18 protein-coding genes, 1 other RNA gene, 1 pseudogene and 1 other annotated feature are annotated in these 21,204 nt (G+C 44.4%); of the genes and pseudogenes, 4 read left to right on the forward strand and 16 right to left on the reverse strand.

The genetic code is table 11. The features are described from left to right. Positions 1-32 precede the first annotated feature (32 nt). The 3 genes from BLT53_RS10510 to BLT53_RS10520 are packed head-to-tail and all read right to left on the reverse strand — an operon-like array spanning position 33 to position 2,257. Complete coding sequence (locus BLT53_RS10510; RefSeq protein WP_090234660.1) at positions 33-1,172, reverse strand: cysteine desulfurase family protein; 1,140 nt, start codon at positions 1,170-1,172, stop codon at positions 33-35. 25 nt (positions 1,173-1,197) lie between these two features. Beyond that, entirely contained in the window at positions 1,198-1,617 is a 420-nt protein-coding gene (gene cymR / locus BLT53_RS10515; protein ID WP_061972664.1) for a cysteine metabolism transcriptional regulator CymR, read from the reverse strand. Further along, positions 1,550-2,257 (reverse strand): YczE/YyaS/YitT family protein, encoded by a 708-nt coding sequence (locus tag BLT53_RS10520; RefSeq protein WP_090234661.1) that lies wholly within the window; start codon positions 2,255-2,257, stop codon positions 1,550-1,552. Before BLT53_RS10520 ends, cymR begins: the two co-directional genes overlap by 68 nt. A 147-nt stretch (positions 2,258-2,404) precedes the next feature. Between BLT53_RS10520 and BLT53_RS10525 the strand changes: the two genes are divergently transcribed. Continuing rightward, positions 2,405-3,739, forward strand: coding sequence for an AAA family ATPase (locus BLT53_RS10525; protein ID WP_090234663.1), 1,335 nt, complete (start codon positions 2,405-2,407; stop codon positions 3,737-3,739). A gap of 116 nt (positions 3,740-3,855) precedes the next feature. Further along, entirely contained in the window at positions 3,856-4,590 is a 735-nt protein-coding gene (locus BLT53_RS10530; protein WP_170834308.1) for an RsfA family transcriptional regulator, read from the forward strand. Positions 4,591-4,625: 35 nt separating this feature from the next. Here BLT53_RS10530 and BLT53_RS10535 read toward each other — a convergent pair whose 3' ends face one another. The 11 genes and pseudogenes from BLT53_RS10535 to BLT53_RS10590 all read right to left on the reverse strand — a co-directional run bounded on the left by BLT53_RS10535 (position 4,626) and on the right by BLT53_RS10590 (position 17,963). After that, positions 4,626-5,393 (reverse strand): tRNA threonylcarbamoyladenosine dehydratase, encoded by a 768-nt coding sequence (locus tag BLT53_RS10535; RefSeq protein WP_090234664.1) that lies wholly within the window; start codon positions 5,391-5,393, stop codon positions 4,626-4,628. Between the two features lie 204 nt (positions 5,394-5,597). Further along, a non-coding RNA gene (ssrS, locus tag BLT53_RS10540) (6S RNA) lies at positions 5,598-5,775 on the reverse strand. A gap of 89 nt (positions 5,776-5,864) precedes the next feature. Next, complete coding sequence (aspS, locus tag BLT53_RS10545; protein ID WP_090234667.1) at positions 5,865-7,652, reverse strand: aspartate--tRNA ligase; 1,788 nt, start codon at positions 7,650-7,652, stop codon at positions 5,865-5,867. 14 nt (positions 7,653-7,666) lie between these two features. Then, positions 7,667-8,935 carry a histidine--tRNA ligase gene (gene hisS / locus BLT53_RS10550; protein ID WP_090234668.1) on the reverse strand — a complete coding sequence of 423 codons (1,269 nt, stop codon included), beginning with the start codon at positions 8,933-8,935 and terminating at the stop codon, positions 7,667-7,669. Positions 8,936-9,022: 87 nt separating this feature from the next. After that, positions 9,023-9,259 (reverse strand) — a binding site (T-box leader). Positions 9,260-9,333: 74 nt separating this feature from the next. Beyond that, positions 9,334-9,507, reverse strand: a complete 174-nt coding sequence (locus BLT53_RS10560; protein WP_090234672.1) for an RNA polymerase subunit sigma-70 — start codon at positions 9,505-9,507, stop codon at positions 9,334-9,336. Positions 9,508-9,566: 59 nt separating this feature from the next. Next, positions 9,567-10,010 (reverse strand): D-aminoacyl-tRNA deacylase, encoded by a 444-nt coding sequence (dtd, locus tag BLT53_RS10565; protein WP_090234675.1) that lies wholly within the window; start codon positions 10,008-10,010, stop codon positions 9,567-9,569. 19 nt (positions 10,011-10,029) lie between these two features. Further along, positions 10,030-12,210, reverse strand: coding sequence for a RelA/SpoT family protein (locus BLT53_RS10570; RefSeq protein ID WP_090234677.1), 2,181 nt, complete (start codon positions 12,208-12,210; stop codon positions 10,030-10,032). 154 nt (positions 12,211-12,364) lie between these two features. Then, complete coding sequence (locus BLT53_RS10575) at positions 12,365-12,877, reverse strand: adenine phosphoribosyltransferase (protein ID WP_090234679.1); 513 nt, start codon at positions 12,875-12,877, stop codon at positions 12,365-12,367. Between the two features lie 20 nt (positions 12,878-12,897). Beyond that, positions 12,898-15,237 (reverse strand): single-stranded-DNA-specific exonuclease RecJ, encoded by a 2,340-nt coding sequence (gene recJ / locus BLT53_RS10580; protein ID WP_090234681.1) that lies wholly within the window; start codon positions 15,235-15,237, stop codon positions 12,898-12,900. Positions 15,238-15,297: 60 nt separating this feature from the next. Next, positions 15,298-17,506: pseudogene (secDF, locus tag BLT53_RS10585) on the reverse strand (protein translocase subunit SecDF). Positions 17,507-17,711: 205 nt separating this feature from the next. Next, complete coding sequence (locus BLT53_RS10590) at positions 17,712-17,963, reverse strand: post-transcriptional regulator (protein ID WP_090234682.1); 252 nt, start codon at positions 17,961-17,963, stop codon at positions 17,712-17,714. Positions 17,964-18,095: 132 nt separating this feature from the next. Here BLT53_RS10590 and spoVB point away from each other — a divergent pair, with 132 nt between their 5' ends. Continuing rightward, on the forward strand, positions 18,096-19,646 hold the full coding sequence (spoVB, locus tag BLT53_RS10595; RefSeq protein ID WP_090234684.1) for a stage V sporulation protein B: 1,551 nt from the start codon (positions 18,096-18,098) through the stop codon (positions 19,644-19,646). A gap of 26 nt (positions 19,647-19,672) precedes the next feature. Here spoVB and BLT53_RS10600 read toward each other — a convergent pair whose 3' ends face one another. Continuing rightward, positions 19,673-20,335 carry a DUF421 domain-containing protein gene (locus BLT53_RS10600; protein WP_090234686.1) on the reverse strand — a complete coding sequence of 221 codons (663 nt, stop codon included), beginning with the start codon at positions 20,333-20,335 and terminating at the stop codon, positions 19,673-19,675. A gap of 172 nt (positions 20,336-20,507) precedes the next feature. On the opposite strand from BLT53_RS10600, the gene BLT53_RS10605 reads away from it, so the two are divergent. After that, complete coding sequence (locus tag BLT53_RS10605) at positions 20,508-20,885, forward strand: TIGR04086 family membrane protein (protein WP_342027851.1); 378 nt, start codon at positions 20,508-20,510, stop codon at positions 20,883-20,885. Between the two features lie 49 nt (positions 20,886-20,934). Here the strand turns inward: BLT53_RS10605 and yajC are convergent, their stop codons facing one another. Continuing rightward, positions 20,935-21,195: a preprotein translocase subunit YajC gene (gene yajC / locus BLT53_RS10610; protein ID WP_090234688.1), complete on the reverse strand. Its 261-nt coding sequence runs from the start codon at positions 21,193-21,195 to the stop codon at positions 20,935-20,937. Positions 21,196-21,204: the final 9 nt, after the last annotated feature.

Genomic DNA, 21,204 nt, shown 5'->3' on the forward strand with positions numbered 1-21,204 from the left:
CACCCCCCTTTCTTTACAAATGAGAGTGTACCTCATTTTTGCAGACGTTTCACTATTTTTGCTGTCTCGTACGCTGTTTTCTCAATTTGCTCTATCGTATTGTTTAAACCAAAGCTGAAACGGATCGAATTCTTTGTCCGCTCTGCCTTCCCAAACATCGCCGTAAGAACATGGGATGGCTCCACCGAGCCTGCGGTGCAGGCTGAACCGCTCGATGCTGCAATACCCGCGAGGTCAAGATTAACAAGCATCACCTCTGTTTTCACGCCGGGAAAGCTGACATTCAAAATATGAGGCAGTCCATACTCCGGATCACCATTGACCTGAAAATTAATATCTTCTTGTGTTAAAATTGCAAGCATTGCTTCTTTATACGCCAGATATGCAGCAGCTTTCTCTGCACCTTGTTCCATCATAATAGAAATAGCCTTCGCCAGGCCGGCAATCCCTGCCACGTTTTCTGTTCCTGCTCTGCGTTTCCGCTCTTGTTCTCCGCCGAAGGATGAAGGTGCAATCGCAACGCCTTCCCTGATATAAAGAAAACCGGTCCCCTTTGGGCCATTGATTTTATGTCCTGATATACTGAGCAAATCAACCTTCAGCTCATCCACATTTAGTGGCAGAACGCCATATGCCTGAACCGCATCGGTATGAAAATAGGCCTGATGGTCTTCAAGAAGTTCCCCAATGGCCGGGATATCCTGAACCGTACCTACCTCGTTATTGCCATACATGATCGTGACGAGCACGGTATCCTCACGCAGTGCGTCCTTCACATCCTGCAATGAAATCCTTCCCTTTTCATCCACGGGAAGATACGTTACCTCAAAGCCCTGCCGCTCCAGTTCCTCACATGCATGAAGCACGGCATGATGCTCAATTTGAGTAGTAATAATATGGTTGCCGCGTTCCTTGTTGGCATAAGCAACCCCGAAAATGGCCGCGTTATCCGCCTCGGTTCCGCCGCTTGTAAACATGATTTGATTTGGTGCTGCACCAATACTTTTCGCAGCCGTTCTTCTTGCTTCATCCAGAAGCTGGCGCGTTTTTCTGCCGAACTGGTGAATGCTTGAAGGATTTCCAAAGTACTCCGTAAAATAAGGCATCATTTCCTGAACCACTTCGGGGTGAATCGGAGAAGTGGCGGCATGGTCTACGTATATAAGGTCCATTTAGACCACCTTCTTTCTTAGTTGACTAGATATAAAACATGTATGCATCCTGGCTGGCATCTCCCTCATAGTTTGCCAAATCATCCAGGGTTGTATTATCAAGAACATCCTTGACGGCATCGCGGATTTTTATCCAGAGATCCCGCTTTGCCGGCTCTTCATCATCCATCAGTTCCACCGGGGTAATCGGGCCTTCAAGCACACGGATAATGTCACCTGCCGTAATTTCTTTGGCATCCTGAGCCAGAATGTAGCCGCCGTATGCTCCCCTGATGCTTTTAACTAAACCCGCGTTTCGAAGCGGAGAGATCAGCTGTTCCAAATAATGCTCAGATAAATTATGCTCTTTTGCGATCAATTTTAAAGCAATCGGCCCTTCACCTTGCTTTTTTGCCAAAGCCATCATGATGGTTAACCCGTATCGTCCTTTTGTTGAGATTTTCATAATACACACTCCGTTCTATCCAATAATTAACGATTTTTCTGCAAACCGGAAGCGTAAACCCTACAATGCTCCCGATCGTAATACAAAACAGTATGGTTCCAAGTGAGATCGGCCCTTTTAGCAGCCAGCCTCCGGTTAAAACAAAAAGTTCCATCGCCAGCCGGATATGTGAAATTTTCTTTCCCGTTTTCTCCGTTAACGCCAGCATTAAGCTGTCCCGGGGACCGGCACCACAATCACATGCGATGTAAAAACCCATTCCAAACCCGTTGATAACAAGTCCTGCCGCAAGCATGGCAATCGCGCCAATGACCGACTCGGGTGTTTTGAAGAAGGGTATTGCCATAAAAATATCAATAAAAATTCCAACAAAAATCATGTTAAGAAAAGCGCCCACCTGCGGCCATTTTTTCGTTAGCCAGGAAGTAGACCCGAGAATCAGGAATCCCATTATGATGGACCAGGTGCCAATCGATAATCCGAATTGATAATACAAACCAATATGTAAAACGTCCCAGGGCGCGCTTCCGAGGTTGGCTTTAATCATCAGCGAGACGCCAAATGACAAGAGAACGAGTCCCATAAAAAACACGAGCCATTTGACAAAGAAAGGCCTTGCAACGGGATTAACTATTTTCATTAGTATTTCCTTCCCTTTGTCCATTTTTGCACATAAACCCAAACTATTATAGCACGAAAAAGCTAATTCTTGCATTCAAATGACCGGTATAGTACCTTTTGGTTACCAGTAATAACCGGTTTAGGTTCTTTAGTACAGGAGGAAAATATGGATTTATTCAGTGACCATCAATCTCGTGAAAATAAAACAATGGGTCCGCTTGCAAGCCGGATGCGTCCCCGGTCCATACAGGAGTTTATCGGACAATCCCATATTGTTGGCGAAGGGAAACTGCTGCGGCGGGCGATTGAAGCGGATCAGCTGACACCCATGATATTTTTTGGCCCACCAGGCACTGGTAAAACCACACTGGCCAAAATCATCGCTAATTCCACATCAGCCTTCTTCGAGCAGTTGAATGCTGTTACCTCAGGAGTGGCTGACATCAAACGGGTAACTGGGGAAGCCAAAGAACGGCTGGTCATGGATAATAAGAAAACCGTTCTGTTCATCGATGAAATCCACCGGTTCAACAAAAGCCAGCAGGATGCGCTGCTTCCTTTTGTAGAAGATGGTACCGTCATTTTGATTGGTGCCACCACAGAGAGCCCCATGTTCGAAATCAATCCCGCCCTGCTGTCCAGATCAAGGCTGTTCCGGTTTGAACACCTGACCGACGACCATATCCGTCACGTCCTTCTACATACACTCGAAGATACCGAGAGGGGCTACGGAAAATACAACATTGAGATCGAGGAAGACGCCCTCTCCCATCTGGTCTCTGTCGCAAATGGTGATGCAAGGACCGCCTTGAATGCACTGGAACTGGCGGTTCTCACCACCAAGCCCGATTCATCAGGCAACATACGCATCACACTCTCGATCGCGGAAGAAAGCATTCAGCAGCGCGTGCTTCAGTATGATAAGAAAGGCGATAATCATTACGATACGATTTCTGCATTTATCAAGAGTATCCGGGGTTCTGACCCTGATGCTGCCCTTTATTGGCTGGCCAAAATGATCTATGCAGGTGAAGATCCAAGATTTATTGCCCGAAGAATCTACGTTCATGCAGCAGAAGATATCGGGCTCGCAGACCCGAATGCTCTCCTCGTTGCACAGGCAGCAGCTTACGCAGTGGATTTTGTCGGTATGCCCGAAGCGCGCATTCCATTGGCGGAAGCGGTCGTTTACCTCGCAACGGCCCCCAAAAGCAATGCCGTCATCATGGGGATCGATAAAGCCATGCAAGCTGTTAAAAATGAAAAAAGCGGCCAGGTTCCCATCCACCTTCGTGATGCCCATTACAAGGGTGCGAGCGAGCTAGGACATGGAAAGGAGTATAAATACCCTCATAACTACCCAGACGGATATGTGGTCCAGCAATATCTGCCTGACCATTTAAAGAACAAGAAATTTTATGACCCCACACCAAGAGGGTTTGAAAAAAATATTCAAAAGCGGCTTGATTATTTTAATGACCGAAAGCGCAAAGAAACCTAAATCTATCACTCTGTTAAGGCAAACTAGCAATTTTTAGAAATGACGTATAGAATCCTCTTCTTTTGCTCAAAATGAAAACATAAACTCGTACTTTATGATTCAAGGAGAGGATAGATATGATGAAAATAAGACAGGACGCCTGGTCAGAGGAAGATGATCTGCTGCTTGCCGAGACGGTCTTGCGCCATGTCCGGGAAGGCAGCACACAGCTTCATGCCTTTGAAGAGGTTGGCGATAAACTTGAACGCACGAGCGCTGCTGTCGGGTTTCGTTGGAATGCCATTGTCCGTAAGAAATATGAACAAGCTTTAAAGATTGCGAAAAAACAGCGTAAAGAACGGCAAAGAGCCCTTGCCAAAGGACAGCAAAACAAACCGAAAACTATCGTTAAACCGGTAAAGCCTGCAGATGATGAAGTTTATCATCCTGAGGAGTTCTTTAAAACGCCGTATACGGCTCCAGTTGAAGAAAGTTCCTTGCAGGAACCATCCTATCAGCCAGAACGACCTGAGGTACAGACAACCTATCAATCTCAGGGGCAGTCATTAACGCTTGATGAAGTTATCCGTTATCTTTCCGATATTAACCGCAATGGTCTGGCCAGCGGGCGAATAGAAGATGAAAATACAGCCTTAAAGCGACAGAATGAGGACTTTTTTCATCAAAACCAAAAGTTGACCGAGCAGCTGCAAAAACTTGAAAAAGATTTTGCAGCCATGAAAGAAGATTACCAGGCACTCTTGCAAATTATGGACCGTGCACGAAGAATGGTTTTACTGCAGGATGATGCCGGCGATAACCAAAGCTTCCGCATGGATAAGAACGGAAACTTAGAAAAACTTGCAAAGTAAAAGAAGGACTCACGATAATGTGAGCCCTTCTTTTTTTAATGCATTCGATTAATCCTAATCTGGTGGGTTTCCAGCAAGGTGTTTACCACATGTCCGGCCATAAATAAGCCGGAAACCGATGGAACAAAGGAGTTCGAGGATGGAGGCATTTTCGCCTTCCTGATTCCCGGCGCATTTTCCGGTACAATTTTCTCCCGGATATCTTCTCTGATTTGAACAGGAATTTCATCCGAGAACACAACGGTGACACCCTTATGGATTCCTTCTTTTCGAAGGCGCTGCCGCACCACCCTGGCGATGGGATCATAGCTCGTTTTGGAAATATCAGTAATTCGAAGCCGTGTTGGATCAAGCTTGTTGGCCACACCCATACTTGAAATAATCGGTATCTTTCGTTTCAGACACTCTTTGGCAAGATGAACTTTGTAGGTAATCGTATCCGAAGCATCCACGACAAAATCGAGATCATAATCAAAAAATTGTTCATACGTTTCTTCTGTATAGAACATTTCAAGTGCGATAACTTCGCAATCCGGATTAATATCTGCAATCCTTTGTTTCATTAACTCCACTTTCGATTGGCCCACGGTGGAGAGCAACGCATGAATCTGCCGGTTCACATTGGTGATATCCACCACATCTTTGTCTACGAGAATAAGTTTGCCGATACCCGCCCTCGCCAGGGCTTCGGCTGAAAATGATCCGACCCCTCCGATGCCCAGGATACCGACGGTACTGCCCTTTAAGGCCTCCAGCCCGTCTTCTCCGATTGCAAGCTCATTTCTTGAAAATTGATGTAACATTGTCTTTCTCCTTTCTATGAAAAGAAGTTGTTTTCATTGTACAACTCCTGTCGGTTCAAAATCGTACTTCCATTAGTCCTTAAAAAGGATATCCCATTTTTCCAAGGAGTACAACCGTTATTCGTAAGCAAAACCAAAAAACAGCAAAAAAACCCGGACATTCGTCCGGGCTGTTATTTACATTCATTTTAAAATAATGCTGGTGAGAGTCCCAACTGTGCCGTCATTTCCTAAGTTTTGAACCTGCTCTCGCAGGTGGGTGCCCTGTTCGGCAATTAATGCGTCCCCTGCAAGGAGGCATGCACGCTTTGTCAAAACACCAGCTCCCGATTAAAAAGTGTTGGCTCAAAACATTCGGTATTAACGAACACATCAGGACTCTTATTGGAATAAATCATATCACATCGAGTGGGCTAAGACAAGAGAATACGCCCTCATTATTTAAATTTTCTAATAGTTACGACTTCTTTCCTATGCCTTTTGTCCAGCTTCTTCACCAAGTTTTACAGCCAGGTGAAGTTCATTCAATTGCTTATCGCTGACGGTGGATGGAGCATTGGTCAAAAGGTCGCTGGCACTTGCTGTTTTCGGGAACGCAATAGTGTCACGAAGGTTGTTCCTGCCTGCCAGAATCATAACGAGACGATCCAATCCAAGTGCGATTCCTCCATGCGGAGGTGTTCCGTATTCGAAAGCGTCCATTAGGAAGCCAAACTCTTCTTTTGCAGCCTCTTCTGTAAATCCGAGGGTTTTGAACATTTTCTCCTGAATCTTTCTTTGATAGATACGCTGTGATCCTCCGCCAAGCTCATAACCGTTCAGCACTAGGTCATAGGCCTTCGCACGAACCTCACCAGGATTGCTTTCAAGGAGATCAAGATCTTCTTCTTTTGGCATCGTAAATGGATGGTGAAGCGCGACATAGCGATCTGCATCTTGGTCAAATTCAACTAGTGGGAAGTCTACAACCCAAAGGAAATTCAACTGGCTTTCATCTATCAGGTTCAACTCCTTACCGAGTTTTAAGCGGAGTGCTCCAAGAGAATCAGCCACTACTTGCTTGCTGTCTGCCACAAACAGGAACAAGTCCCCGGCTTCTCCTTCAAGAGCCTGAATCAATCCCTTCTGTTCTTCTTCATTAAAGAACTTGGCGATCGGGCCTTTCAGTTCGTTTTCCTCCAGCTTCAGCCACGCAAGTCCTTTGGCTCCATACCGCTTGACGAAATCGGTGAGAATATCAATATCCTTGCGGGAATAGTTTGCTGCTTGCCCCTTTACATTCAGTGCCTTGACTTCTCCGCCGCCTTCCACTGTTGAAGCGAAAACTTTAAAACCGCTTGTTTTTACGAGCTCTGAAACGTTAAGCAGTTCCATTCCAAAACGAGTGTCAGGTTTGTCTGACCCATAGCGGTCCATCGCTTCCGCATAAGTTAAACGAGGAAGCGGCGTTTGAACAGAATAGCTTCGGACTTCCTGAGCAAGCTGTACCATCAGTTCTTCCATCATAGCCATAAGTTTCTCCTGACCGAGGAAGGATGTTTCAATGTCAATCTGAGTGAATTCAGGCTGGCGGTCTGCCCGCAAATCTTCATCACGGAAACAGCGCACAACCTGGAAGTAACGTTCAAAACCAGCAACCATCAAAAGCTGTTTAAACAGCTGGGGTGACTGTGGAAGAGCATAAAAGTGACCCGGATGTACACGGCTTGGCACAAGATAGTCACGTGCTCCCTCAGGGGTGCTCTTTGTCAGCATCGGTGTTTCAATTTCCATAAACTCCTGTGCATCAAGAAAATCGCGAATCGTTTTTGTTATGCGATAGCGTAGTTTCATGGTTTCCTGCATGGCCGGCCGTCTTAAATCAAGATAGCGGTATTTCAGGCGAACGTCTTCATTGATGTCATTGTCCTCTGAAATGGAAAATGGTGGCGTTTTGGCACTGTTAATGATTTGAATTTCTCGTCCTAAAACTTCGATTTTGCCGGTTGGTACATTCTCGTTCACGGTTCCTTCTGATCGGGAAACAATGGTCCCCTTTACACTCAACACAAATTCGCTTCTTACTTTTTCAGCAATGTCGAGCGCTTCCTGGGACACCTCCGGGCTGAAGACTACCTGTACTTGACCTGAACGGTCGCGAAGATCAATGAAAATCAACCCTCCAAGATCTCTCCTCTTCTGCACCCAGCCGTTAAGAATGACTTCCTCTCCGACATGCTGTTCATTCAATATTCCGCATTGATGCGTTCTTTCTGCCATGCTGAAACTCCTCCTCAAATTTGGTTCAAAATATATTGTGTCACTTCTTCAAGCTTAACTTCGGTTTGATTACCGGATTCCATCTCTTTCACGGAGATGACTCCATTGGCCAGTTCGTCGTCACCCAGCACGGCAACAATCTTGGCATTTGTGCGGTCTGCCGCTTTAAACTGAGCTTTCATTTTTTTATCCATGTAATCTTTGTCTGCTTTCAAGCCTGCCTTACGCAATTGATAAAGGATGGATGGTGCTTTCTCTTTTGCCGATTCACCCATCACAACCAGATAGCAGTCGAGTGAATCTTCAATTGGAAGTTTTACCCCTTCTGCATCAAGGGCCAGAAGCAAGCGTTCAAGGCTCATCGCAAATCCGATTCCCGGTGTAGCCGGTCCGCCAATTTCCTCAGCCAATCCGTTGTATCGGCCGCCGCCGCTTAAGGTTGTAATGGCACCAAAGCCTTCTGCATCACTCATAATTTCAAAAGCGGTATGATTGTAATAATCCAACCCCCGAACAAGTGTCGGATCAATCACATAGTCAATACCCATCGCTGTCAGAGTTGACTTTACCGTTTCAAAGTAATTTCTTGATTCATCATTCAGATAATCATGGATGGAAGGAGCCGTTTTCATCAAATCGTGATCACGGTCCTTCTTGCAATCCAAGATCCTGAGCGGGTTGGTTTGCAGACGGTTTTGGCAATCGTGGCAAAACTCGTCGATACGTGGTTCAAAATGAGCCACGAGCGCATCTCTATGCGCTTTCCTGCTCTCTTTATCTCCCAGTGTGTTCAGAACTAGACGCAGGCGTTTTAACCCAAGCTCTTTATAAACGTCCATGGCGAGCGCCATTACTTCTGCATCGATTGATGGATCATCACTTCCCATGGCTTCAATGCCGAACTGGACGAACTGACGGTATCTTCCTGCCTGCGGCCTTTCGTATCGAAACATCGGACCGATATAATACAGCTTGGTCGGCTGCTGAGGGAGACCAAACAGTTTGTTTTCGACATAGGATCTCACTGTGCTTGCCGTTCCCTCCGGCCGAAGCGTAAGGCTTCGTTCCCCTCTGTCCGTAAAGGTATACATCTCCTTTTGGACAATATCAGTGGTGTCCCCGACACTTCTCAAAAAGAGTTCGGTATGTTCAAAAATTGGTGTCCGAATCTCCTTATAGTTGTACCTGCTGCAAATCTCTCGTGCTTTTTTCTCTACATACTGCCATTTTTCAACGGTTCCCGGTAAAATATCCTGTGTTCCTCTTGGAATTTGATATCCCATCACCCATCCTCCTTGTATCAGTTATCATTCATTTTCATTTGGTTAGAAAAATAAAAAAACTCCCGTCCCTATTATTATCGCAATAATAATAGGGACGGGAGTTACATACCCGCGGTGCCACCCTGGTTGAAGCATACGCTTCCGCTCAAATGCAAGTAACGCCTGCATGCGTCCAACTCTACTGGGGTATGGTTCATTTTCCGTTCGAATTGAAACCTCAGGAGTGTCTTTCACTAAATCATCATGCAGAAGTGCTCTCAACCTGTGGCACTTCCTCTCTGGCCATGTGGAGGTTTAGCTACTTTTCTCCGTCACTGGTTATTTCATTGAATTGTTATTTATCTTACGCATCCTGAAGATCATTGTCAATGTTTTTCGCCAAATTTTTTCGAAAACGGCTATCGGCTCATCTTCTTGCGCAAACTGACCACGCTGCGGAGCGGGACTCCAAATTCCTCGGCCAGCTCCAAATTGCTTGATGAAGCTTCTTTTTGGATAAAATCATGAAAGTCAATGCCCATCAGCTGATTCACAGGGGCATGCACATGTTCTCCTTTTTCTCCGTTGCGCATCCAAATCTTCCTTTCACCTTTTTTTTTAGCTTTTCCAAAAGGTGAAGGTTTTAAAAGTTTTATTCCCGGCTGTCCAGGATCAAGGTGACAGGGCCGCTGTTGGTGAATGCCACGTCCATCATTGCCCCAAAAATGCCGGTTTCCACCGTAATTCCTTTTTCCCTGAGCATTCCGTTAAACGTCTCATACAGGGTGCTGGCCTGGTCAAGTTTGGCAGCATTCATAAAGTTAGGCCGCCTTCCCTTTTTGCAGTCACCATACAAGGTAAATTGCGAAACGGATAAAATAGAGCCCCCGACATCGAGCAATGAGAGATTCATTTTTTGCTGTTCATCTTCAAATATCCGGAGGTTGGCCGCTTTTTCAGCAAGAAACTCTGCGTCCTTTTCTGTGTCTTCATGCGTTACCCCGACAAGGAGCAACAAGCCATGGCCAATTTGGCCCACGACTTTCTCGTCTACGGTAACAGAGGCCTCTGTTACCCGCTGTAAAACTAATCGCATGTCGCTCTCCTTTGTTTCTTTATTGCATGACACGGCGTACCGCGTATATATCAGGAATCCGCTTGATCCGTTCGACTACCTTTTGCAGATGGTTCACATTCTGTATGGAAATGGACATACTGATCGTCGCCATCTTGTTTCGGTCGGATCTTCCGGAAACTGCAGTAATATTGGTTTTTGTTTCTCCTACAGCATGAAGAACCTCATTCAGCAGACCCCGGCGGTCAAACCCGTTGATTTCAATATCCACATTATAGCTTTTCGGTTTTTCGATGCTGCCTTCCCATTCTACTGGCAGCAGTCTGACCTGGGCATCCCCGGTCGTTACATTCACACAATCCTTGCGGTGTACGGAAACACCCCGGCCTTTTGTAATATAGCCTACGATATCGTCCCCCGGAACAGGATTGCAGCATTTGGAAAGACGGATCAGAAGGTTGTCAATGCCTTTGACAACAATGCCCGAGTCGGTTTTTTTGGGCACGGGCAGACTTTTTGATTCTGAAATCACATCAAGAAGCTGCTTGTTTTCCTGCTCCTGATCCTTTTTCCGGCGCAGCTTATCAGTCAGTCTAGTTGCAATTTGGGCTCCCGTTATGCCGTTATAACCGACGGCGGCATACATATCTTCTTCGTTCGAAAAATTGTACTTTCTGATAACCGTTTGAATGTTTTCCGGTGTAAAAACATCTTTAAGGTCAAATCCGCGGCCGATAACTTCCTTCTCAATCAATTCCTTGCCTTTGGCGACGTTCTCTTCCCTGCGTTCCCGTTTGAAAAACTGCCGGATCTTATTTTTCGCATGTGAGCTTTGCGTAATCTTGAGCCAGTCCTGACTTGGTCCATAGGAATGCTTACTCGTCATGATTTCGATAATATCGCCGGTCTTCAGCTTGTAATCGAGCGTCACCATTTTTCCGTTCACCTTCGCACCAATGCACCGGTTTCCAATCTCTGTGTGAATACGGTAGGCAAAGTCCAGCGGCACGGAGCCTGCAGGAAGCTCAATTACATCGCCTTTTGGAGTAAATACAAACACCATATCCGAGAACAAGTCCACTTTCAGCGATTCCATGAACTCTTCCGCATCTGCCACATCATTTTGCCACTCCAATATTTCGCGGAACCAGGTTAACTTATTTTCAAACGTGTTAACCGGGGCTTTCTTGGAGCCTTCCTTGTATGCCCAGTGAGCGGCAATCCCGTATTCTGCCACACGATGCATTTCACTTGTACGGATTTGCACTTCAAGCGGATCGCCTTTTGGCCCGATAACCGTCGTATGAAGAGATTGATACATATTGGCCTTTGGCATCGCTATATAATCTTTGAAACGCCCGGGCATGGGCTTCCATGCCGTATGGATGATGCCCAAAGCTGCATAGCAGTCTTTGATGTTGTGTACAATCACTCTGACAGCAAGCAGATCATAAATTTCATTAAACTGTTTGTTCTGCTTCACCATTTTTCTGTAAATACTGTAGATGTGCTTTGGCCGTCCTGAAATGTCAGCTTTGATCTGCACCTCTGACAAACGGCTGTTGATCTCACCCATCACTTCTTCAACATATTGCTCCCGTTCGGCTCTCTTTTGTTTCATCAGGTTTACAATCCTGTAGTACTGCTGCGGATTGAGATACCGCAATGAAACATCTTCAAGCTCCCACTTAATGGTAGAGATACCCAGCCTGTGCGCCAGGGGCGCAAAAATTTCAAGGGTTTCATTTGCTTTTTGAATCTGTTTCTCTTTTGGCATATGCTTCAATGTGCGCATATTGTGAAGGCGGTCTGCCAGTTTAATCAAAATACAGCGAATATCCTGGGCCATTGCTACGAACATTTTTCGGTGATTTTCGGCTTGCTGCTCTTCTTTTGACTTAAACTTAATTTTCTTCAGCTTGGTGACCCCATCAACAAGCATGGCTACTTCTTCATTAAACCGGTCGCTGATATCCTTTAGTGTAATGGGCGTATCTTCCACTACATCATGAAGAAAACCCGCAGCCACTGTAACCGGGTCCATCTGAAGATCGACCAGAATACCAGCCACTTCAACAGGATGCTGAATATACGGCTCTCCCGATTTGCGGAATTGGCCTTCATGTGCATCCTTTGCGTATTCATAAGCTTTTCTCAAGAATTCAATATCTTCCTGGGAAAGATAGCTTTCTGCATTTTTTAATACTTCTTCTATCGTCATGAAAATCACCTAACGTCAAAATTGTATAGTGCTTCTATTATCTTGAAAAAATGTGAAGCTGTAAAGTAAAAAACGAAAAATGTCGAATTTCCTTTATTTACAATTCTATATGAAAAAGAAAGAGTACTCCATTACAGAGAGCACCCTTTCTATCTTAATATTGCGTTAACGTAAAGATATCATAGCCAGATAGCTTTTCGCGGCCATCCAAATACGTAAGTTCGATCATGAATGCAATGCCGGCAACAACCCCGCCGAGCTGCTCTACCAATTCAATAGTCGCACCAATTGTGCCACCTGTTGCCAGAAGGTCGTCCGTAATCAATACTCTTTGGCCCGGCTTAATGGCATCTTTGTGTATGGTGAGCACATCCTTGCCATATTCAAGTCCATAACTTACTTTTACCACTTCACGGGGCAATTTTCCATCTTTTCGAACCGGCACAAAGCCAAGCCCTAATTTATAAGCAACCGGGCAGCCAACAATAAAGCCCCTTGCTTCAGGACCCACAATAACATCGATATTTCGATCCTTTGCATATTCTGCGATATCATCCACTGCTTTGGCAAACACTTCGCCATCCTGCATCAGGGTTGTAATATCTTTGAATCGAATTCCTTCAAGCGGAAAGTCTTCCACCACGGATATATATTTTTTGTAGTCCATTTTCTTTTTTCCTCCTGTATCTATGCCTGATGGGTTTTCCTTGACTGATGGAAGCAGTTTTTCAATTCCTGATAGGAAGAATAGACGAGCTGGTTTTCAATTGCTGCCTGCTCCAATTTATTCCTATATGTAGTTGAAAGCTTCAAGTCTTTTTTCTCAGGCCGATCATTGATCGTAATAACACCATTTTCTATTGTAACAAAGTCCAGCTCAAAAAACACTTTTGACATAAAAGGCACAGCTTCTTTTGACCATCCTTTGAGCCTGGCCAGCTCTTCCCCGTGACGCGCTGTATCAAATGACTTCCTTTTAGTTAAAAAGGCATAAAACCAGCGGAACTGCTCTCTCGTCGGAACAGATGAAAAAAACTGGTCATTTTCCTGATGAAAAATAACGTAGGTTCGTTCCGGCTCCGGATTGCTTTCAAGAAGATAAAAGAATTCTTCTCTAGTTTTTGGCACATCAAGAAAAACAACATATTTACCGGCAAAATTCATTTGTTCTTTTTGCTGGGGATAAAGATAAATCCTCTCGCGAAGTTCCGAAAACGCCGGTTGTTTCTTCGTCTCTTCTTCAAATGCAATGATAATCACTTTGCTTTCAGGAAGTGAGAACAGCTTTTTTTGTGCATCTCTTATTCCTCTAAGATCAAACAGCTGCCATTCCTTCACAGCAAGATCACTGAGCATCAGCTGTGGCTTTCGGTAACCGTTCCACTCATTGATCGACAGTTCCCCGACAGCTGATACCGGAGAATGATAACTCAGCTCGTCCATTAATTCACCTTTGTGAAAACCGATGGCATCAAGCTTATGCTTCCCGTCTGAAAATTGTATTTTCAAGTGGTTGGACTGGCTGCCGATCTTTTTGATTTCACTGATGTTCACATCGGGAATTATGACCCGCGGTGTCGGATTATTGACCCCAAACGGTGCAAGCTTGTTCATCTGCTCGATCGTTTCGATGGAGACTTCGTCCAGGGAACATTCAAGATCAATGGCCGTCACCGGTTTAAAATCTTCTTCTGTCAGCTGTTCCCTGCCCTGACGGTTCAGCCGGCTTCTCAGCTCGTCCAAATCACTTGCTGCAAGCGTCATACCAGCCGCCATTGGATGCCCTCCAAAGTGAGGAAGGATATCCCGGCTCAGTGACAGATTCTCGAACATATCAAAGCCCTCGATGCTCCTTGCTGATCCTTTGGCAAGGCCTTTTTCCGAATCAATGCTTAACACGATCGTCGGACGATAAAATTTCTCCACTAACCGTGAAGCCACGATGCCGATGACTCCCGGGTTCCAGCCTTCTTTGGCAATGACAAGAACCGCATTATCTTCCGGAGGATAGTTCTGTTCCACTTCCTCAACAGCTTCTTTCGTAATTTCGGAAACGATCAACTGGCGGGTTTTATTTAATTGATCGATTTCTGATGCGAGCATCTTTGCCGCTTCTTCGTCCTCTGTTGTAAAAAGCTCAACAGCAGGAACAGCGGAATCCAGCCGGCCGGCTGCATTTACCCTCGGCCCGATCGCGAAACCTACATGTTCAGCGTTTAAAACTGTATCCTTTAATCCCGACACTTCAAGAAGCGCCCTCAAACCTTTTTTTGTGGTCTTCTCCAATGCTTTTATGCCTTCCCTGGCAATAATCCGGTTCTCGTCCACTAAAGGCACCAGATCGGCAATCGTGCCAATACAGGCGATGTCGAGAAGATGCAGGGGTGCTTCTCCAAGCAGTGCATGGGAAACCTTAAATGCCACGCCGACGCCTGCCAGACCTTTAAACGGGTATGGACAGCCCGGCTTTTTAGGGTTAACAATACTGTATGCATCAGGAAGAACAGGAGGCGGTTCATGATGGTCCGTTACGATAAAATCAAGACCAATCTCTTTAGCCACCTGGGCTTCATGAACAGCTGAAATACCTGTATCTACTGTAATAACAAGGGTAAAGCCTTCCTCCCTCGCCCATCTTAGGGCAGGCTCATTCGGTCCGTATCCTTCTGTAAAACGGTTCGGTATGTAAAATTCAAAATCGGCTCCCAAAGCCTTTAATGTATATACCATTACAGATGTGCTGCTGACACCATCTGCATCATAATCACCAAATACAAGAATCTTCTCTTGCACGGCAACAGCCTGTTGAATCCGGTCAACCGTTTTTCTCATTCCATCCATTAAATAAGGATCGTAGAAAGAATCGGTCCCGGCGAATAAAAATTGTTCCGCACTTGTTTTCGTTTCCATTCCCCTTGCAACCAGAAGATTGGCTACCAACTTGGGGATCTTTAAGGAAGAGGCGAGTTCTTGCACTTTAACTTCATTCAGAGTTTGAACCTTCCACCTCGTTCGTGCTTTCAACATAAAAAATCACCTCATAACCTATTCATTATACAAAATGGGTTACGAGGTGACAATCCATTCCTACGCCTGATTATTGGCAGAATTGAATTTCTGTTTTTTCAGTTGTCTTGATTTGAAAACAAACCAAAGCTGAGAAGCGATACAAATGGATGCATAGGTTCCGAAGATCAGACCGATCAACAAGGCGATCGAGAAGTTCATAATGGACTGGTTTCCGAAGATCAGCAGGGCGACGACCGTAAGAACTACGGCAAATACCGTGTTGATGGAACGAGTCAGCGTCTGCATAATGCTATCGTTGATCACCTTGTAAAGGGTCTCTACATTTTTCACCTTCGTAAACTTCATATTCTCACGGATCCGGTCAAACGTAATGATTGTATCATGTACAGAATAACCAACAATAGTTAAAACCGCAGCTATAAACGTAAGGTCGACTTCAAGACGAAGTATGCTGAACACAGCAACAATCAGGAACGCATTATGCAGCAAGCCAATAATGGCAGCTAACGACATCAGCCATTCAAATCGGAGGCTGATATAGATAATAATTCCAATGGAAGCAATTAATACAGAAATGAGTGCATTGCGTGCAAGCTCACGGCCAACCGTAGGCGATACCGTATTAATATTCGGCTGGTCACCGTATTTATCTTGAATAGTTGTATTGACTTTTGCCACCTGTTGACGGGAAAGCATACCTACAAATGATACGGTCGCCCGGTTACCCGTTTTCCCGGAAATGACAGGCTGGCCATCAGGATTAAGCCCCAGATCTTCAAAGTCTTTTGTAATCTCAGCTGCATTTAATTGTTTGCCACTGAATTCAATTTTCGTTCCGCTTTCAAAATCGATGCTCAGCTTCAAACCTACCGTTAAAAGACATATGATCCCAATGACGGTTAAAAGAGAGGAGAAGATAAAGAATTTTTTTCGTTGTTTTACAACATCAAAATGAAAGTTCGGGTTTCTAAAGCTCATGTATATCACTCTCTTTCACTCCGAAGTAACCCGGTTTTTTGTTCAGGAATTTGCTATTTATCCAGAGGCCCATCAAAATCCGGGATACGTATACGTTCGTAAAGAAGCTCGTTACAACACTCACGATCAATACGAGAGCAAATCCTTTTACGGAGCTTGTTCCGTACGCAAATAAAACGGATGCCGTAATGATGGAGGTTAAATTCGCATCAAAAATAGGCGCAAAGGAGCGCTTCGAACCCGCCTTAAAGGCAGAAGCAATAGACTTTCCGGATCGGATTTCTTCCTTGATCCTTTCGGCAGTAATAATATTTGCATCTACAGCCATACCTACTCCGAGGATAAAGGCAGCAATACCAGGAAGAGTCAGAACTGCATCCATCCAATCAAAAATGAGAAGGTTCAAATAAATATAGAAGCTCAGTGTCACGATGGCAATAAGGCCCGGAAAACGGTAATAAAACGCCATGAAAAGAAAGACGAGCGCGATACCGATAATCCCTGCAGTTACCGTTTCATCCAATGCTTGCTTACCAAATTTGGCACCCACAGAATTAGAGTAGTTCTCATGCAATTTTACAGGAAGCGCCCCTGCATTTAGAATCTCGGACAGGTTTTGAGCTTCTTCTTGGGTGAACCTGCCTTCAATCACGACTGTTTTTTGATCAAGTTCGCTATTAACAGCTGGTGCAGAGATAAATTTAGGATTTTTCTTTGTTGCCTCTTCTTTATAGGAATCACCTTTCTGATAATCCAGCCAGATCACGAGCTGATTTTGACCAGGACCCATGTTCATGACTTTTCTGGTGACTTTTCCAAATTTATTCGGATCTTTCAACGTCAGTTGTACAATCGGCTGATTCTGCTGGTTAAAGGTAACTTTTGACCCGCCGCCTTTTAAGTCCGAGCCATCAAGCAAAATCTTGTCATTAACATCACGGAACGTTAATTGCGCTTGAGTGGAAAGAAGCTTTCTTGCTCTATTCTGGTCCTTGATACCTGCAAGCTGAACCCGAATTCTGTTTTTCCCTTCAATCGTGATGTTTGGCTCTGAAACACCAAGTACGTTTACACGCCGGTCGAGTGCCTGTACCGCACTTTTTAAAACATCATTTGTAATCTTTTGCCCCTCTTTGGCTGGTTTTACATCATAAAGAACTTCAAATCCCCCTTGTAAATCCAGGCCGAGCTTAATGTTATTTACAATCCCCTTTGTTGTCATGCCAATCAGACCTGCAATGACGGCGAAGATTATAAAAAACGTAAGAATCTTGCTCTTTTTCACCATTCCTTCTTTCCTCCTTCATGCTGCCGACACACTTTTAAGCACGATAATGAAATATGTATAGAAAAGTGCAATCTTCATCATTATATCGACTGTTGTTTTTTTCTGTCAATTTCATAAGGTCAACTTTGTAAAAACTTACACAATCCCTGTTTTGCCTGAAAAACTGCCGGACAGAAAAAAGCAACCATCCTTGTGAAATGGCCTCTTATTCTACATCCCTTTTATAGGCTTCCATCGTCAGCCAATTCATAAAATCGGTCAACGATAAATTTAGAATCAAACCTACAATAACGTGAAGCCTCATTTCTACTTTTTTCTTTTGCGCTTTTTGTATGATGCAATTCCAGATCTCCTCGCATGTGACACTCTCATAGCCCAGAAAATGAAACTCTTCGGTTTTGCTTTTTAACGCGGGTTCTACTTGATCTTTTAATTCTTCAAACGACGTGGAATTCACCGTTTTTTCACCTCGTTTTTCTCTTTTTTTTGAATAAAACTACTTGTCATGCTTTGTCCCTTTTCTCCATATAAATGGGTTACACAGATGCCAGACGGTCGATTTCATTTCTGAAGAAAGTAGGGTCCAAAAATGTCAAAACAAACACTTATCCAGGGAACTCTCCTTCTCATACTAGCGGGACTGATCACAAGGATCCTTGGTTTTATCAATCGCATTGTAGTGGCCCGTGTAATGGGCCAGGAAGGCGTAGGCCTGTATATGATGGCAGTACCGACCATGCTGCTTGCCATTACATTAACACGTATGGGCCTTCCGGTTGCGATATCCAAACTGGTTGCCGAAGCGGATGCAAAAGGAGATCGTAAGAAAATAAAAAAGGTACTGATCGTCTCCCTAGCGATCACAGGAATATTAAGCATTATCTTTACGACGGCCATGATAGCAGCCGCTCCTATATTATCTCACTATTTCTTTACAGACAAAAGAACCTTTTATCCATTAATTGCAATTGCACCCGTGGTTCCGATCATTGCCGTATCTTCTGTACTGAGAGGCTATTTTCAAGGATTGCAAAACATGCGCCCTTCTGCCTATTCACAGGTGATTGAACAGATTGTGCGGATTACTCTTGTTGCACTTTTAACCAGCTTTTTTCTACGGTATGGTGTTGAGTTTGCGGCGGCAGGAGCCATGATCTCCGTAATCATCGGAGAATTGGCTTCTCTCCTCTATATGTTCTCCATGTTTAAGATGAAAAAAAACATGAAAGTCCGAAAAGGCTTTTTCAAACAGTTGAAAAGCGGGCACGATACACTTAAAGAATTGCTCGGAATTGCTCTTCCTACAACCGGAAGCCAGCTGATCGGGTCCGTTTCTTACTTTTTTGAACCCATTGTGGTTGCACAAAGTCTCGCCATCGCCGGTGTCAGTGCGATTGCAGCCACCAGGCAGTATGGAGAACTGGCTGGTTATGTTATCCCCTTGTTATTCTTGCCAACATTTATCACGTTCTCGTTATCCGTGTCACTCGTTCCTGCTATCAGCGAAGCCAACGCCAATAAGAAGTATGGCCTAATTGAGCATCGGCTGAACCAGGCGTTGCGACTTTCCATGCTTTCCGGAGGCATAGCCGCTGTGGTGATGTATGTGTATGCTGTTCCTATTATGGATCTTATGTATGATTCGCCGGCATCGGCCAGCTATTTGAAGGTGATGACCCCACTGTTTTTCTTTCTATACTTTCAAGGTCCCTTGCAGGCTGTGCTGCAAGCCATGAATTTGGCCAGAGCTGCGATGATGAACAGCCTGATTGGCTCTGTCGTCAAGCTTGCCGCTATCTTTGCGCTTGCTACCCGGCCAGAATTCGGGATTATGGGAGTGGCACTGGCTATTGTGCTGGGTATCGTTGTCGTTACGCTCCTTCATTTTGCAAGCGTCGCAAAAACCATCAGCTATTCTATAAAAGCAAAGGATTTTATCTTTGGTTTAATGTCTATCCTCATCACAGGTTTTGGTTCCCACTTTATTTATACGTATGTCTTTCCACAGTTTTCAAAAGTGCCTGGCATCTGTTTCTGTTTGTTACTTACCGGAATTCTCTACCTCACAACCCTGTTTTTCTTCCGGCTCATAAAAAGAGACGATCTCAAGCAGCTGCCCATTATTAAGCGGTGGGTATAAAAGCAGCTTCCCAAATGGGAAGCTGCTTACTCGTCTTTTTGGTCCACATATAATGTTCCGTTTTTATTGATTGTGCAAAGCGTAATTTTCTTTGTGTCCCTAAACCCCATTTTCCGTAATTCCTGACGAAGCCAGAGTGAGGTTTTATCCAATTTTTTTAAGTGTTCTTCTTGAATTTTCCCATCCAGAATCACGGGAAATACCAAAGGAAGGCCACTGTAAGGAATGTCTGAATCCCTGACCTCTTTTGTAATCACTGATAATTTCCCCGTTGATTCAAGTATTCCGAATTCCACATCTGTCACGTTTTTTACATTGTTTTCTCTCAATTGGGTAAGCAAATCATCAAAATTATACCTTTGCTTTTTCATTTCAGATTCGTTTATGTGTCCGTTCTCAATTATGATTGAAGGCTTGCCGTCCACTATTTCTCTCACTTTTTTGCTCTTCAAAGAAAGGAACGCAAGGAAAATTTGTATAAGAAGCAGTACCACGATTCCGATCAAATGTTTAAGCATCGGTACTTTGGGGTCTTCGATCGAAATAACGGCGAGCTCGGCGATCATGATGGACACGACAAAATCGAGAACTGACAATTTTCCAATTTCACGTTTTCCCATCAGGCGGAACACACCAATTAAAATAAAGTAGACGAAAATAGTCCTTAACACGATTGTATAATATTCCATTGCAGTCCCTCCCTTCTGTTTAAGTCAACCTTAGTTTGACCATGGCAGGGAGCGAACATGAGGCGTAGGTTTTGGTAATTGAATTAAATAATGGTCTTTTTTCCGGTTCTGTTTTTTGGGACAGTGAATATGGTTATAAGGAAGGCTTGTATGTAAAGGGGGACGAATCCAGGTGAATGCAAGGCATATGTTATCGGCCATGATAAAAGGAGTTGCCGCCATATTGGTTGCCATTATTATAAGCAGTCTGATCCTTTCTCTTCTTTTGCGCTTCACGTCACTAACTGAGGTGTCTTTGAAATGGGTAACCACCGGTCTTTCTTTTTTATCCCTGTTTATCGGTGGGTTTCTATCGGGAAAGAAAGGCAAGGAAAAAGGCATGATGCTCGGTATAGGCACCGCCCTTCTTTTTTCCTTATTCGTTTTTTTGGTTCAGTATCTGGGTTATCAAACCACGTTCACATCCACACAATACCTGTATCACGGTATCTTTTTGCTGCTTTGTATGCTGGGAGCCATCATGGGTGTCAATATCAGCAGTCATAAATAATGTTCAAATCGTAATAAAAGCAGAAACGCGGTGGCGCTTCTGCTTTTTATTATACTTCTCTTGATTCACGGATCGCATTGCGATCAAACGTCAATGCGGAACCATCTTTGGACTTGATGACAACTGTGTTTTCTTCCAGCACTTCAATCGTGCCGTGAAGACCGCCGATCGTGACAACATGATCCCCTTTTTTCAGACCAGATTGCATTGTTCGCACTGCCTTTTGCCTTTTTTGCTGAGGTCTGATCAACAAAAAGTAGAAGATGACAAACATTAGCAAGATTGGTAATAAAGAACCTAAGCTACCCATTTATTTCAC

The organism is Fictibacillus solisalsi (assembly GCF_900103485.1).
GTDB classification, from domain to species: domain Bacteria; phylum Bacillota; class Bacilli; order Bacillales; family Fictibacillaceae; genus Fictibacillus_C; species Fictibacillus_C solisalsi.

Excerpts from the sequence above, each read along its gene's own strand:
- cymR (WP_061972664.1), bottom strand. The coding sequence starts at position 1,617 with ATGAAAATCTCAACAAAAGGACGATACGGGTTAACCATCATGATGGCT.
- BLT53_RS10510 (WP_090234660.1), bottom strand. The coding sequence starts at position 1,172 with ATGGACCTTATATACGTAGACCATGCCGCCACTTCTCCGATTCACCCC.
- spoVB (WP_090234684.1), top strand. The coding sequence starts at position 18,096 with ATGTCAAAACAAACACTTATCCAGGGAACTCTCCTTCTCATACTAGCG.
- BLT53_RS10520 (WP_090234661.1), bottom strand. The coding sequence starts at position 2,257 with ATGAAAATAGTTAATCCCGTTGCAAGGCCTTTCTTTGTCAAATGGCTC.
- BLT53_RS10530 (WP_170834308.1), top strand. The coding sequence starts at position 3,856 with ATGATGAAAATAAGACAGGACGCCTGGTCAGAGGAAGATGATCTGCTG.
- BLT53_RS10560 (WP_090234672.1), bottom strand. The coding sequence starts at position 9,507 with ATGCGCAACGGAGAAAAAGGAGAACATGTGCATGCCCCTGTGAATCAG.
- BLT53_RS10525 (WP_090234663.1), top strand. The coding sequence starts at position 2,405 with ATGGATTTATTCAGTGACCATCAATCTCGTGAAAATAAAACAATGGGT.
- recJ (WP_090234681.1), bottom strand. The coding sequence starts at position 15,237 with ATGTTGAAAGCACGAACGAGGTGGAAGGTTCAAACTCTGAATGAAGTT.
- aspS (WP_090234667.1), bottom strand. The coding sequence starts at position 7,652 with ATGGCAGAAAGAACGCATCAATGCGGAATATTGAATGAACAGCATGTC.
- BLT53_RS10600 (WP_090234686.1), bottom strand. The coding sequence starts at position 20,335 with ATGGAATATTATACAATCGTGTTAAGGACTATTTTCGTCTACTTTATT.
- dtd (WP_090234675.1), bottom strand. The coding sequence starts at position 10,010 with ATGCGATTAGTTTTACAGCGGGTAACAGAGGCCTCTGTTACCGTAGAC.
- hisS (WP_090234668.1), bottom strand. The coding sequence starts at position 8,935 with ATGGGATATCAAATTCCAAGAGGAACACAGGATATTTTACCGGGAACC.
- yajC (WP_090234688.1), bottom strand. The coding sequence starts at position 21,195 with ATGGGTAGCTTAGGTTCTTTATTACCAATCTTGCTAATGTTTGTCATC.
- BLT53_RS10535 (WP_090234664.1), bottom strand. The coding sequence starts at position 5,393 with ATGTTACATCAATTTTCAAGAAATGAGCTTGCAATCGGAGAAGACGGG.
- BLT53_RS10570 (WP_090234677.1), bottom strand. The coding sequence starts at position 12,210 with ATGACGATAGAAGAAGTATTAAAAAATGCAGAAAGCTATCTTTCCCAG.
- BLT53_RS10575 (WP_090234679.1), bottom strand. The coding sequence starts at position 12,877 with ATGGACTACAAAAAATATATATCCGTGGTGGAAGACTTTCCGCTTGAA.